Origin of the sequence: Oceanimonas baumannii (genome assembly GCF_002245495.1) — a bacterium.
Classification (GTDB): domain Bacteria; phylum Pseudomonadota; class Gammaproteobacteria; order Enterobacterales; family Aeromonadaceae; genus Oceanimonas; species Oceanimonas baumannii.
Window position 1 is genome coordinate 157,203 of sequence record NZ_NQJF01000001.1, and the last position, 13,966, is coordinate 171,168.

The following is a 13,966-nucleotide window of genomic DNA, read 5'->3' on the forward strand; positions in this document are numbered from 1 at the left end:
CTTACTGGTGCCCCCACCAGCAAGGAGGCAACAATATAATAAATAAGACTAAAACCTTACTCCCCCCTACAAAAGGTGATTAAACGCCTATTCATTGCAATAAAGTTTAGCCATTTATTAACAAACGCGCTCTCCAGCGACCTTACTTATACACTTTCAATAAACAATAGAGCAGCTGTGAAGAAAAGTTATTTATCGGGATTCACCCTTAATTTATTTTCCAGCCACTTTAAAAGGAAAGTACCAAAAACTCTGTCATCAAAGATGACCATTTCCCTGCTGGTAGTGAGAAAAAGCGGCTCATTTTCAATCCCAATATCATCTCACTTTCTTGTCCGCCTTACCTCCCCACCCTTCACTATCAAGGCGTCATCATAAAACACCATACTCTGACACCATCAGCACTCTGAAAAACTGATATTGGTTTCTTCAGGAGAAAGTTTCATACAACCAGGTGAATACCCTATGCCTTTTCCTTTCCTTGAATAGTCAGCAATAAAGTTATATCTCTGAGCACGAAATATCGGCTGGTTACGGCAGGAGCAATAATGCTTTACTGATATACCGTTTTACAGTAGACAGAGAAATATTGAGTCTGGTCGCTATTTCATTCTGAGACAGCCCATCAAGCTGAAAAAGAAAAAATGCCTGTCTAACCGGTTCATCCAGCTGCTGCAGACAACGCTCTATTCCCAACAATGTTTCAAGTGATTGATATTTTTCTTCCTCTGAAGGGAATACACTCTTGGGAATCACTTGAAGAGCGGACAGAAATGTACGTTCAATATCCTGACGCCGATAAGCATTGGCTATCAGCCCCTTTGCTATTGTTATTAAATAAGCACGAGGCTCCCTGATATTTATCGCTTCATTGCGGCGCAACACACGAATGAATGTATCTTGCGCCAAGTCTGCTGCTTGTTCACTGCATCCCACCCGGTATATCAGCCATCTGCTGAGCCAACCGTAGTAATCTGCATACAACTCTTCAAAGGCAAATGAACAGCCTTTGTATCCTGGCGACATCATAAAAGCCAGTTCCCTTTTATCCATTTGTAAGTAAATTTAATTTTCGATGTACATGTAAGTTAAACCACGCTTCACGATATTCTCAGTTACCGTAACGTTTTAAAGACTCCGCAAAAAAGCGGGAAATTAACGTCTGTAGGTTAACCCGGTAGTTGAAATAGTGCCGAAATTACGACGCGTAGTACTATGCATACATAAGGTGCAGCATGGCTTGGCAAAGCCATAAAACATAAACGCAAATAATAATGATTTCTAAATGCAATACTATCATTTATTTTCTATGTGACAAGTCAATCTTGAGCAGCACTGCTCACGTTAAGTGGGATGACCGGTTATCCAGCTCACAGGGCCGAAGGCAAGCGGATGTCAATGACGTGGTCGTCTGGTTCTCCGGATACACAGGGTCATCAGCCCATAAGAGGATGCACATGCTAACTCAAGGGGCAACTGATACCTGCCTAACTGAGCTTCAAGGATCCGCTGTGGAATCCGTGCAGTCTGTTAACCAGGCCGCCAGAGGGCTGAATGTATACGCCAACAAGTTACTCACCCGGTTCGGCTGAGTATTGCCATCAGCCGGCGACAGAAGGTAATAGCAAAATGGATAAGCGGCATCTCGTTTGCCAGAGAGCGCCCGGTCAGGAGAAGCGAGAGAAATTAAAAAGACAACCGTCTTCTTCGCCAAAGAGTTCAACTATCAATACGGCTTTTTATCCCGGATGAATCCAATTTTCCGGCGGGCACAAGTCAAATGTATCCGCCTGATACGCCAGCCGTGTTTAAAACGCAGCGGCACTGAATGTTGCCTTGAGCGGTGTGTGATCAGAGGCGTGGGTGCCGACACTGTGAGCCTGGATCAGGGTAAGATCACGGTAGAAAATAGCGTCCAGCGGATATCCCCAGAAACGGGTGCGCACATCCGGTGAAGGCATGGCTTCTGTCAGGTTTTCAGCCTCTGCCCAGCGACTGAGCTGCTGTTGCCGGCGGGCATTCCAGCGGTTAAAGTCACCCGCCACAATCACAGGACCACGGTGGCCGGCCATGGCCTTACTGATCATGTCGAGCTGCGCCTGATAGGTGCGTCCTCGCAGTGAAAAATTGACAGCATGCAGGTTAACAACCAGCAGTTGTTCGGCTGATCCCTGCAGAGAGTAACGGCTGAATAACAAGGATTTGGGAATACGGGTCGCCGGCTCTGTCATGCGTCCGGCACATACTTGTGCGGCGTGACTGCGGCTTGCGGTTAACACGCCGTTGGGCAATTGCTGCCAGCTGAAGGCTGCGGCCTGAAACCAGTCCAGCTGCTGCTGTGCCAGCCACTGATACAGGCCTTGCCGGCCGCTGGCTTCCTGCAACAGCAGCAAGTCCGTGTTTTCCATCCAGCGAGAGAGCTCCGGCTGCCATTCCCCCTGCTGCTTGTAAATATTCCAGCTTAGCAACGAAAACTGCGCCGGCAAAGGCGTGGAAGCCGTCAAAGAGGGATAGAGACAGTCATCGGCAGGCGTAAAGCGCTCACTCAGCAACGCCTGGTCCGGCACTTCGAGGCAGCCGGCAAGAGCAAGAGCGCCAGCCAGCACCAGCCCCTTAGTCACCGTTAACGGCACGGGGGCGTCCGTTTTCGTCTATGGCCACATAAACAAACTCGGCCCCGGCCACCGGGTAACGCGGCCCGCTCTCCGGTGTTAATACCGGTTTCACCCAGACTTCGACTTTAATGGTGATGGAGGTACGCCCTACTTTCACCAGATCGCCATAACAGCAGATAACATCACCCACCTGTACCGGGCGGGCAAATACCATTTTGTCTACAGCCACGGTGCACACCCGGCCATGGGCTATTTCGTTAGCGAGCAGACTGCCCCCCAAATCCATCTGAGACATGATCCAGCCACCAAAAATATCGCCATTGGCATTGGTATCGGCTGGCATCGCCATGGTGCGCAGCAACAAATCGCCTTGCGGATTCCGGGATTCACTCATTAAATACTGACTCTTGGTTCTTAACGACAGGCGCGCATCATAGACCGGGCAAGCCAATACCGCAATTACCGCCGGGCTCGCTGCGAAAGCCATTGAAACCAATCGGTAACCAGGTAGTTCATGTTCAGCCAACGACTGATGGCACTGCCATCGATGGTTTTGCCTTTTCCTCCGCCACTGAATATCGGTGGCGGCAGCGACTGCAACTGCGCAGCTTCACGGTAAAAGTCATGACGACTCGGATGATGAGGTGCACTTACATTCAGCACAGCCGGCCAGTCATCACGTGCCAGAATAGCCGGAATAAAGCGTAACAGATCCTCCTGAGCCACCAGATTGACCGGCTCGTCTCCCCCGTCAAAATGTCTGCCTGATAAAAACCGCCCCGGCTCACGATTACCCCCTACCAGCCCGGACAAGCGTAAAATAAGCACTTGCTCGGCTCCGCACCCCTGCACGGCTCGCTCTGCGGCGAGCATGCGTTCACCTCTGGGACCATCAGGTGCAGCATTCTGTTCGGTATTCACCCCACTGCCGCTGTAGACCGACGTAGCGCTGGTGAAAATAACCCGCTTTACCCCGCCGGCCACCGCTTTTTTGGCCAGCACCCCGAGGGTCCGGGCATAGTCGTTTACCTTTCCCGGCGGCACGCAAAGCAGCAGGGTCCGGGCTGACAGCACCACCGGCCATTGAGCCGGCACAGCTTCGCTGACATCCATTGCTACAACCGTCAGGCCCTGCTCTGTCAGCCGTGCTGCTTTATCCGCAGCACGGGTTGTACCGGATACCCGCCAGCCCTGCGCGTGCAAGCTGAGCCCGAGGGGCTCCCCCAGCCAGCCCAGCCCCAGAATCGCAATACTCTGCTCAGTAGACATCGTTCAGCTCTTTCGCGTTAAGAAAACGTTTGGGCTGACCCAGCATTTCCTGATAAATCACCGAATAAGCCAACACGTTCTGCACATACCCGCGGGTTTCACGATAGGGAATATTTTCCACCCACACATCCACCGGCCGGCTGCCGCTGTTTGCCAGCCAGCGGTTTATGCGCCCTGGCCCCGCATTGTAGGCAGCAATGGCAGGAATCCGGTTTCCGTCGTAACGCACCAGCAACTCACTGAAATAGCTGGATCCCAGCTGCACGTTGATCCCCGGCACATACACATCACTGCTGCGACGGTAATCGCTGATACCATGCTTGCGTGCCGTCTCTTTGGCGGTGGCCGGCATTAACTGCATCAGTCCCCCAGCCCCCACCGGCGAGCGGGCATCTTCATAAAAGGCACTTTCCTGGCGGGCAATGGCAAACAGAATGGGTTCATCCAGCTTCAGCGCTTTGGCCTGCTGGCGGAAAATATCCCGATAGACGATGGGAAAACGCAAATCGAGCTGATCCCAGGCCTTGGCACGAATACTGGCAAGAATGGATTTATCGTGCCAGCCCCGTTCCAGCGCCAGCGCGCCCAGTGCCAGCTGTTCAGGCTCACTGACTTTACTCAGCAGGTGATACCACTCACTGCGTGCTGCCGACTTGTTACCCAATGCCAGCCATTCTTCCACCCGCGGTAACGCTGGCCAGGTGTTAACAGCCGAGCGCCACTCGGGAGCCGGTGGCGGAGCCTGACGGTTCAGTGAATAAGGCCGCTGACTTCGCTGTGCAGCCAGAAAACCATAGTAATCGCGCTCACCGGCGGCCTTGGCCCAGGCTTTATCGGCAGCCTGTTGCTGGCCGGTTTCCGCCAACGCCCGGCCACGCCAATATTGCCAGCGACTGGTGTTTTGCTCGTCTGCAGGCAGCCTGTCTATCCAGCCAATCAAATGTTCCCAGTCCTGCTCCCAGATGGCGAGCCGCGCCCGCAGCTCAAACAGCGCATCGCTGCCAACCTCAGGCAGGCGCTTATCAAGCCAGCGACGATACTCATGGGTGCGGTTAAACATCAGACGACGAGCCAGGCTGCGTTCTATTTCTGCCTGTTGGGCCGCGTTCAGCCCCGGGTGACGCTGAAAACGCGGGTACAGCTCCATGGTCAGGGAAGGATCCTGATTGGCCAGCCGGGTCAATGCCACCGCAATGGCATCACTGTGGTGTTTGCCGGTATCAAAACGCTCCCGCTCGGCAAGAATGGCCGGGTTACTATCCAGCGCCATCAGCAGCTCGCCATCAGGGCCGGCCGATTTACTCAGCAGGCCGGCAAGGTATTTAATCAGCCCGCTCTCACCATTTTCATAGGCCAGCAGCATACGCTGCCAGATGTGTTCATCGGTCTGACCGCCCTGGGCCTTCCAGGTTTCAAATAACGGATCACAGGCATTGGGCCGGGAACGGCCGTATTGCCACAGCTTTTCGGCCCCTTCCAGGGCGCCGGCCTTATCGCCGGTTGCCCATTTGGCCCGGTAATGAGCGCATTGCAGCTCGGTGCTGTTGGGCAGGCTGGGATAAAGCGAAAGAAATTCGCGCCAGCGTTGCTCCCGGGTCAGACGAAACAAATATTGCCGCTCCAGCCGGTCAGCCAGTTGCGAGTCAGGATAACGCTCCATAAAGTCCTGAACGTCTTTGGTGCTGATCGAACTCAACCGGCCGGCCAGATAACGATAATCCAGATAAGGCACCAACGGATAGGAATCCAGCCGGGCTCTCAGTTCCCGGTATTGTTCGTTGTTGTCCTGCTTAAGGGCCTGCTCGGCCTGACGATATTGCTCTCGAAGTGGCGAAGCCTGAGCCGTCAGCCCCAGACTCAATAATAAAATGCCGATTCCTGCCCGTTTGAACACGCTGCTTACTCCCGCGACGATATGATGTCGCTATCGTAAGAAATGGCGGCGATGCTGCCAATGGGCTGGCCATAATTTCTTTTGATGAGCAAGACAGCTGGCGTCGTTTGATCCAGTTTCTCCGTCTGGCTCACACTTATTTCCCGGCCCCTGCTGATTGCGACGATTACTTGATCCAGCTCACGAAATCCTTTTATCAAGGGAGTAATCTGAAACCGTAAAGCAAAAGACAACAGCCAAGGGGGTCCTTTATGTCCATTGCCATTACCAGCCATGTTATTGACATCACTCCCGCCATTCGTGAACGGATTGAGAGTCGTTTTGAAAAGCTGAACCGTCGTCAGATTGCCTTAATCACCCCCCATGTGGTGATCCAGAAAGAAGGCCTGAACTATCAGGTAGAAGCCAGCGCCGGCCTGCCTGGCGAAACATTATTCGCTCAGGCCGAGGATGAAAACCTGTATGCCGCCATCAACGATCTGGGCCAGAAACTGGAACGGCAGCTGACCCGCTATGCAGAAAAACCGCTGGCCCAGCGCAGCCAGACTGCTCAGCCGGTAGCAGAGCAAGAAGAAGAATAAACACAGTACTTCGAGAGTATGCCAGCCGCGGTTTATCCGCGGCTAATCTCTTTCCGCACAACCTGAACTTCCCGCTCTTCTTTTTTCCCGGCAGGAGATTTTGCCCGATATTTCGGGAAACCACTTGCCAGCAGCGCCGCTTTTCAGTATTTCTATAAGTTGCATCACTTAAGAGTCACATTTATATGCTTATTCAGCTGTTTTTCTTTCGCTTCTTTTTTGCATCCTGAACCGGGAGGCGGCTGTCTGGCGAAAAACAAGCGAAAGACGAATAGCAAAGCCTCCCACCAGGGAGGCTTTTTTTATTGATACATGCTGGCGAGGAAGGACACCCTATTCATGAATCTGGACGACATTAGAAACAACATCACCCGCCTGGACCAGGAACTGCTGAGCCTGTTGGCACAGCGCAAAACCCTGAGCCTGGATGTGGCCCGCTCCAAACTGGAAAACCCGCGCCCCATTCGCGATCAGGAACGGGAGCAGGCATTGCTGGTGGATCTGGTCAGTCAGGGTCGTCAGCTTGGCCTGGATGCGCACTTTGTTACCCGCATTTTTCACACCATCATTGAGGACTCCGTACTGTCACAGCAAGCGCTGCTACAGGACTTGCTCAACCCCAGAGACAGCGTTCCCGCCATCAGCGTGGCCTTTCTTGGCCTGAAAGGCTCTTATTCCAATATGGCGGCCCGGAAATACCTTTCCCGCTTTCAGGCACCACTGATTGAACACAATTGCGAGAGCTTTCAGCAGATTTTTGAAACCGTGGAATCCGGCCAGGCCCAGTACGGCATCCTGCCCATCGAAAACACCAGCTCCGGTGCCATCAATGATGTTTTTGACCTCATGCAGCATACCCGTCTGTCGATTGTCGGTGAGCTGACCCAGCCTATTGAACACTGCCTGCTGGTGGCCACCGATACCCGCGTAGAGCAAATCAAAACGCTCTATACCCATTCTCAGCCTTATCAGCAATGCTCTCAGTACCTGAGTCGTCTGGCCGATTTGGATGTGAAATTTTGCGCGGCGTCTTCTAATGCCATGGAGCAGGTCGCCAGACTAAGCCGCCCGGACGTAGCCGCACTGGGCAGCGCCGACGGAGGCGCGCTGCACGGGCTGGTTCCGTTGGTAGAAGGACTGGCCAACCAGAAACAAAACATGACCCGCTTTATTGTAGTGGCCCGCAAGCCCATTGAAGTGGCAGAGCAAATCCCGGCCAAAACCAGTTTTATTATGTCTACCGGTCAGCAAAGTGGTGCTCTGGTGGAAGCCCTGCTGGTGCTGCGCAACCATGGCATCACCATGACCAGGCTGGAGTCACGTCCCATTATCGGCAATCCCTGGGAAGAAATGTTCTATGTGGATGTCGCTGCCAACGCCAACAGCGGCGATATGCAGAGCGCCATGAAAGAGCTGGGCAACATTACCCGCTTTATCAAGGTCATGGGCTGCTACCCCAGCGCAGAAGTGTCTCCCACTCGTATTCCTGCGCGGCTGCTGAACAAAACGCAGACCCCAAAGCAAAATGAGCCGGTACGCTACAGCCGTCACTATAAGGCCGATAACACCCGGGTACAGGTTGGCCCCTTCACCCTGGGAGGCGACGAGCCCTTGCTGATAGCCGAGCTGGAAAGCTGGCCCGGCTCGCAGCTGGATGAACTGGCCCGCAGCATTAAAGAGCAGGGCGGCCAGGTACTGGCACTGGACTGCTTTACCGACGTCGGCACGGAGCTGGGACTGGACAGACTGCAGCAATTGCACGCGACGGCCGAGCGATTCGATCTGGCGGCCATGACCCGGGTCACCAATGCTGAGCAGGTGCACAAAGCCGCCGAGCAGGTAGATTGGCTGCTGCTGGATGCCAAAGCGTCCTCCAATGATGAGCTGCTCAGTGCCGCCGGTCGTTGTACCCGCCCCTTGCTGCTGGAGCTGGCCGAAGAGCCGGAGCACAGCCTGAAAGTAGCCCAGCATATTTTGCAGCAGGGCAATCAGCAACTGGCCTTGCTGGACAGCCAGGCACTGCCTCTGTCCAGCCTGCTGGAGCTAAGCAGCCGGACACACCTGCCCTTGGTCAGCCGCTTAAGCGGGGACGCCACTACCCTGCCACGCCTGGGCGATGCCCTTCATGCTGCGGGCGTCAGTGGATTCTCCATCGCCGTCACCGACAGCAACCGGACACTGGAGCAATTGGCGCAAAGTCTTTACCGATAACAAAAAACGGACACCTGGCAGACTAAAAAAAGTCCCGACATGATGGGGTTATCCGGAATGACCGGTGCCTGCCTGTCGGGACTTGCTGCATTTTACCGCTGATATTGTATTTGCCAGCCCGACTCGTCGGGACGGGCAAGGTAATCGTCGCAGATAAACACTCCCAGCGCCGCCACCAGCTTGTCTTCATGCATCAGCAGCGGCACCCGTGGACGTTGCCAGGGAGGGATCCCATATTCCTGCCAGAGCTTCTTTAACGGACGCGAGCCACTGCGGCCCGCCGGGCAGGCGCGAAGACCGGTCACACCAAAGGCAATGTGCAGTTTTTCAGGCGCAATATCGGCCCGAACCGCCACCAGCTCTCTTCCCCAAGACAGACACAGGCGTCCGACGCCCAAATCCTGCCATTGCTCTGGCTGAAGTACAGGGACGGCCACCGGTTCATGTTCCAGTGCCGGGACATACAGATAACCCTGATAACGGCGCAGCGTTTTTTCGCCAATGTTAAGCACGGGATCGGCATCCTCACGGGCCAGTGCCAGTTCTTGCCAGGCCACTGCCAGCTGACTGCGGCTGAGCAACATGCCCTGTTCGCTCAGCCAATAACGCAGAACGTTATTGCGCCGGGCGGTACTGAAGGTCTCGAGACCGGCAATGCTGAGTCCCTTCGCGGTATTCTGCAGCACCGACATGTCTTCTTCCGCCAGCGCCTGCGAAAGTTCCAGTTGCTCGGCACACAGCGCTGCGCTGCGGCTGGCTGTTCTGGAGAAAGCAGGCCACTGCTTTAGCAAGCGCGGGACTATCTCATTACGCAAAAAATTGCGGTCAAAGCGATTGTCGGCATTGGACGGATCTTCCACCCAGTTTAACGTCTGCTCAGCGGCAAAGGCCTCCAGCTCGTTCCGGGAATGCGCCAGCAACGGCCTGATCTGTATCCCCTGCCCCAGCGCCCTGCACTCCGGCATGGCGGCCAATCCGGCAATACCGGCACCACGCTTAAGCGCCAGCAACAGGGTCTCCACCTGATCATCCAGGTGATGGCCGGTCAGCAGAGCGGCACCCGCCGGCAATTCAGCCGCCAGTGCGGCATAACGGGCGTCACGCGCGGCAGCCTCCGTGCTGATACGCGCGCCGGTGGCTACCTTCACCGGCAAAATCCGGCAGGGAACACCCAGAGAGCCTGCCAGCCGCAAACAGTGTGCCGGCCAGGCATCGGCCGCTGCCTGCAGGCCATGATGCACGTGCAGGGCACAAAGTTTGCGATCCTGCTCAGCAGCCAGCCGTGCTGCCAGTACCAGCAGCACCGTGGAGTCTAGCCCGCCACTGAAGGCAATATATATCGGACCTTGTGGATAGTGATCATGCAGGCACCGGCACATGCGCTCATACAATGTCATACTCACATCTCCACCCGGTTTCGCCCGCCACTCTTGGCATCATAAAGCGCCTGATCCGCCAACGCCAACAGCCGGTCTGGACTGAGTGCATCACTCGTATCTGCCACCCCCAGCGACACGGTCAGGCTCAGGCCCTCGGCAATCGGGCTGCAGTCAAGCTCAGCCACAGCCCGGCGAATACGCTCACAAATACGGGCGGCATCTTTCAGACTGGTATCGGGGAACAACAAGGTAAATTCTTCTCCCCCCCAGCGAGCGAGCTTATCCTGACTGCGGATCTGCTCCTTTAATACCTGCGCCACAGCCTTAATCGCTTCATCTCCAACACTATGCGACCACCGGTCGTTTACTTGCTTGAAGTAATCAATATCCACCACCGCCAGACAAAGATCATGAGCACTTTGCCCGGAATAACCATAAGCCTCAGCCAGCCATTCATCAAAGGCCCGGCGATTGGCAAGGCCGGTAAGCTGATCTTCCCGCGCCTGGCGTTCAAAGGCCTGAGTCTGCTGTTGCAGGGCATAGGTTTTTTCATCCACCAGCCGCTGAAGGGTAATGGCACTGCTCTTCAGCATGCGCAGGCGCAGTTGAAACAAGCCCCATATCAGCAACAATCCACCTCCTCCCAGAAGGATCCAAAACGCAGGACGCTGCCAGAAAAACGGCGCAATACTGAAACTCAGGCTGGCTTCCCGGTCACTCCAGGGGGTATAAGGATAAGATGCCGCCACGTTAAGCTGGTAATGACCCGGTGACAGGTTGGTATATTCCGCCAGGTTCTGGCTATCGCGCGCAACCCATTCCTTGTCGAATCCTTCCAGCCGGGTGCGATAACGGATGCGCTCGGGCATCACATAACCCAAGCCAGCAAACTCAATTTGTATACGCTCGCTGCCAGCTGGCAGGTCCAGGGACGGCTCCGGCAATACCGATATACCGTTGACCTTGATATCTTCCAGCACCACCGGCAGATTATTTCGCACCAGACTGGCCAGCCGTTTGGGCTGCACTCGTGCCACCCCGATGGCCGTCGCAATCCAAAGGCTGCCATCAGGGGCCAAAGTGGCTGCAGGCCCCGCCCCTCCATTGGCCTGGCTGCTGGCCATACCATCTCCTTCTCCGAACAGTTCAAAAGGAATGACATCCAGCTCACCATCTGCCACCTGATGCGCCTGCTGCAAGTCCAGCCTCAGTATTCCCCGGTTGGTGGTCAGCCAGAGCCCGCCTTGCTGATCGGCTACCGGCTGAAACATTTTTTCAATGGGTAACCCCTGAGGACGACCGACGATGGACAGACTGTCATCCCGATACCGGTAACGCAGCAGACCGCGGTCAGTAGCAACCCAGACGGCATCGCTGCCCGCTTGCTGATAAAAGCCAAAGGCATATTCGGCACTTTCCTGACTGTGTAAATCAAGTGTTCTGATCTCTGCCGGATCCCCCCGGCTCAAAATCGCCACCCCGACCCCAGTGCCAACCCAGATATCGCCGTTTTCCGCCTGGTGCAGCGCCATCACAAATTCACCGGGCAAACCGTTTTTCCTGCCATAAGTGGTCACTCGGCCCTGGTACAAACGGTTAAGTCCGTCGGCAGTACCTATCCACAGACTGCCATCCCGGGCCGGTAATATGGCGCGAACTTCATTGGCACTGAGACCCTGCCGGCTATCAATAATCTGCGGCGGCCGGTCAGGCGTGAGGCCGATAAGGCCATGAATAAAGGTCCCCAGCCAGAGGGTATTATCCTGCTGGGCGAGACTCAAAATAGATGGCACCTTACCGTCGGGAAGTTCAACCGGCACCGACTGCACGCCACTGGGGCGGATCTGACTGAGGCCGTTGCTGGTACCCGCCCAGATTTTCCCATTTTCATCGGCGAGTACAGTACGTACATAGTTTCCGGACAGCCCCTGTTCTTGGGTAAAACTGGTAAAAGGCGCGTCACGCAAACGCATCAGGCCACCATTGGTGCCCACCCAGATATTGCCCTCCGAGTCCTGCAGCAATGACACCACCCGGTTGTTGGGCAGACCCTGTTCCGTATCCAGCCGCTCCAGTCCATGCCTGCCCAGACGCACCAGCCCCCGGTCAATGGTGCCAATCCACAATTCACCGTCACTATCTTCCAGCAGAGTGCTGATGGCTTCCTCGGCCAGTTGCGGATGAAGAGGGGCAAAGCTGCCGCTCTTGTCACTGCCATACAACCCTCGCCCTGAACCCACCAGCAACTGTCCTTGCTGTGTTTGCAACAACGCCTGTACCGGAACAGCCGGGATCTGCCTATTCACGGTGATTTCCAGATCAGGCCCGATCTCCACCAGCCCGAGAGAGGTTCCCGCCCAGATCCGCCCGTCTTCTGTTTGCAGCAAACGGTAAACCGCCAGCCCAGGCAGACCCTGAGATGATGAAAAATGATGTTGTGTCCCTTGCTGGTCACGCATATAAATACCGTCACCTTCAGTCGCAAACCATAACCGTCCTTTCTGGTCACGCAGTACATGGTTCACCATGGCCGGCAGGCTTCTCTGGGGTTGCCAGTGAGGATGTTGATAACGACTGAAACTCCCCCGGGCCCCCACTACCAGCAAGCCATCGCCATCCGTAGTCAATCCACGAATTCCCGAGTCAGCCAAGCCGGTTTGCTCACCACGCACAAAAGTATGAAACCTCCGTCCGTTATAGCGTGACACTCCCTCCCAGGTTGCAAACCAGAGATAACCTTCGGCCGTTTGTGCCATGCTGTTGATACTGTTGTGAGGCAGACCATTACGAGTGGTCCAGCTGTCCTGATAGTAATCCCTCAATGGTGAATCAGCGGCGCTCAGTGGCAACAGCGGGAAGTAAAAGCACACAAGCAGCAGTAAATAACGAAGGTTCATACAAGACATTCCCTGGTAAGTGGTTCTATCTCAAGACAAAATATAACAGTTTAAAAAGCGGACATGAGGAAGAACCAACGGGTTCGGCGGGAAAGAAAAAAGCGCCTCTGAAGGCGCTCATGCAAGCTATAGACGTGCCCCTGGCAGCCGGCCTATCAGCAATAACCGTATTTCATCAGACGCTGGTAACGCTGCTCCAGCAACGCATCGGTATCGAGCTGCTCGAGATCGGCCAGATCAGCGATCAGACGCGCTTTCAGGCGTTCAGCCATCAGCAGCGGGTTGCTGTGGGCGCCGCCCATGGGCTCTTCCACCACATTGTCGATCAGACCCAGCTCATGGATCCGGCCTGCGGTAATGCCCATGGCTTCGGCGGCCACGGAGGCCTTCTCGGCGCTCTTCCACAGAATAGAGGCACAGCCTTCCGGGGAAATCACCGAGTAGGTAGAATACTGCAGCATATTAACCCGGTCACCCACGCCAATGGCCAGGGCACCGCCAGAGCCACCTTCACCCACTACGGTGCAGATAATGGGGGTTTTCAGACCGGCCATGACTTTCAGGTTACGGGCGATGGCTTCACTCTGACCGCGCTCTTCAGCACCCACGCCCGGGTAGGCACCGGGAGTGTCGATAAAGGTCAGGATCGGCATTTTGAAACGTTCGGCCATCTCCATCAGCCGCAGGGCCTTACGGTAGCCTTCCGGACGGGGCATGCCAAAGTTGCGTTTGATTTTTTCCTTGGTTTCACGGCCTTTCTGATGACCAATCACCATCACCGGGCGGCCTTCAAAACGGGCCACCCCACCGACAATAGCCTTGTCGTCAGCGTAGGCACGATCGCCGGCCAGCTCATCAAATTCGCCAAACATCATATCCAGATAGTCCTGAGTGTAAGGACGACGGGGATGACGGGCCAGCTGGGAAATCTGCCAGGGACCCAGGTTGCCGAATACTTTTTTAGTCAGCTCGTCGCGCTTCACTTCCAGACGACCGATCTCTTCATCCAGATCGATGTCGAGGCCTTCGCCTTCGCCCACATGGCGAAGTTCTTCAATCTGGGCCTGAAGTTCGGCGATAGGTTGTTCAAAATCCAGAAAATGGTGGCTCATGGCTGCCC

Annotated in this window: 9 protein-coding genes, 1 pseudogene and 1 other annotated feature; of the genes and pseudogenes, 2 read left to right on the forward strand and 8 right to left on the reverse strand. The window is 55.2% G+C overall.

Annotated features, from left to right (window positions below; genetic code table 11):
• Positions 1-531 precede the first annotated feature (531 nt).
• The 5 genes from B6S09_RS00800 to B6S09_RS00825 form a co-directional block, all read right to left on the reverse strand.
• A complete protein-coding gene (locus tag B6S09_RS00800; RefSeq protein ID WP_208321659.1) occupies positions 532-1,029 on the reverse strand; it encodes a sigma-70 family RNA polymerase sigma factor in 498 nt (165 codons plus the stop codon).
• Between the two features lie 779 nt (positions 1,030-1,808).
• Positions 1,809-2,633 carry an endonuclease/exonuclease/phosphatase family protein gene (locus B6S09_RS00810; protein ID WP_094276596.1) on the reverse strand — a complete coding sequence of 275 codons (825 nt, stop codon included), beginning with the start codon at positions 2,631-2,633 and terminating at the stop codon, positions 1,809-1,811.
• Entirely contained in the window at positions 2,614-3,009 is a 396-nt protein-coding gene (gene yciA, locus B6S09_RS00815) for an acyl-CoA thioester hydrolase YciA (RefSeq protein ID WP_094276597.1), read from the reverse strand. The genes B6S09_RS00810 and yciA overlap by 20 nt, the downstream gene beginning before the upstream one ends.
• Before the next feature lie 65 nt (positions 3,010-3,074).
• On the reverse strand, positions 3,075-3,884 hold the full coding sequence (locus B6S09_RS00820) for an NAD(P)-binding domain-containing protein (RefSeq protein ID WP_094276598.1): 810 nt from the start codon (positions 3,882-3,884) through the stop codon (positions 3,075-3,077).
• Positions 3,874-5,778 (reverse strand): transglycosylase SLT domain-containing protein, encoded by a 1,905-nt coding sequence (locus B6S09_RS00825; protein WP_094276599.1) that lies wholly within the window; start codon positions 5,776-5,778, stop codon positions 3,874-3,876. Before B6S09_RS00825 ends, B6S09_RS00820 begins: the two co-directional genes overlap by 11 nt.
• Before the next feature lie 251 nt (positions 5,779-6,029).
• Here B6S09_RS00825 and hpf point away from each other — a divergent pair, with 251 nt between their 5' ends.
• Positions 6,030-6,359: a ribosome hibernation-promoting factor, HPF/YfiA family gene (hpf, locus tag B6S09_RS00835; protein WP_094276601.1), complete on the forward strand. Its 330-nt coding sequence runs from the start codon at positions 6,030-6,032 to the stop codon at positions 6,357-6,359.
• A gap of 184 nt (positions 6,360-6,543) precedes the next feature.
• Positions 6,544-6,665 (forward strand) — a sequence feature (Phe leader region).
• Positions 6,666-6,698: 33 nt separating this feature from the next.
• A pseudogene (locus tag B6S09_RS18605) lies at positions 6,699-7,859 on the forward strand (chorismate mutase); the annotation flags it as partial.
• An 803-nt stretch (positions 7,860-8,662) separates the two neighbouring features.
• Here B6S09_RS18605 and tilS read toward each other — a convergent pair.
• The 3 genes from tilS to accA form a co-directional block, all read right to left on the reverse strand.
• Positions 8,663-9,967, reverse strand: a complete 1,305-nt coding sequence (tilS, locus tag B6S09_RS00845) for a tRNA lysidine(34) synthetase TilS (RefSeq protein ID WP_094276603.1) — start codon at positions 9,965-9,967, stop codon at positions 8,663-8,665.
• Between the two features lie 2 nt (positions 9,968-9,969).
• Positions 9,970-12,846: a ligand-binding sensor domain-containing diguanylate cyclase gene (locus tag B6S09_RS00850; RefSeq protein WP_094276604.1), complete on the reverse strand. Its 2,877-nt coding sequence runs from the start codon at positions 12,844-12,846 to the stop codon at positions 9,970-9,972.
• Between the two features lie 155 nt (positions 12,847-13,001).
• Complete coding sequence (gene accA / locus B6S09_RS00855; protein ID WP_094276605.1) at positions 13,002-13,958, reverse strand: acetyl-CoA carboxylase carboxyl transferase subunit alpha; 957 nt, start codon at positions 13,956-13,958, stop codon at positions 13,002-13,004.
• Positions 13,959-13,966 lie beyond the last annotated feature (8 nt).

Coding starts and splice junctions, on each gene's coding strand:
- B6S09_RS00800 (WP_208321659.1), bottom strand. CDS start 1,029: ATGATGTCGCCAGGATACAAAGGCTGTTCATTTGCCTTTGAAGAGTTG.
- yciA (WP_094276597.1), bottom strand. CDS start 3,009: ATGAGTGAATCCCGGAATCCGCAAGGCGATTTGTTGCTGCGCACCATG.
- B6S09_RS00820 (WP_094276598.1), bottom strand. CDS start 3,884: ATGTCTACTGAGCAGAGTATTGCGATTCTGGGGCTGGGCTGGCTGGGG.
- hpf (WP_094276601.1), top strand. CDS start 6,030: ATGTCCATTGCCATTACCAGCCATGTTATTGACATCACTCCCGCCATT.
- tilS (WP_094276603.1), bottom strand. CDS start 9,967: ATGACATTGTATGAGCGCATGTGCCGGTGCCTGCATGATCACTATCCA.
- B6S09_RS00850 (WP_094276604.1), bottom strand. CDS start 12,846: ATGAACCTTCGTTATTTACTGCTGCTTGTGTGCTTTTACTTCCCGCTG.
- accA (WP_094276605.1), bottom strand. CDS start 13,958: ATGAGCCACCATTTTCTGGATTTTGAACAACCTATCGCCGAACTTCAG.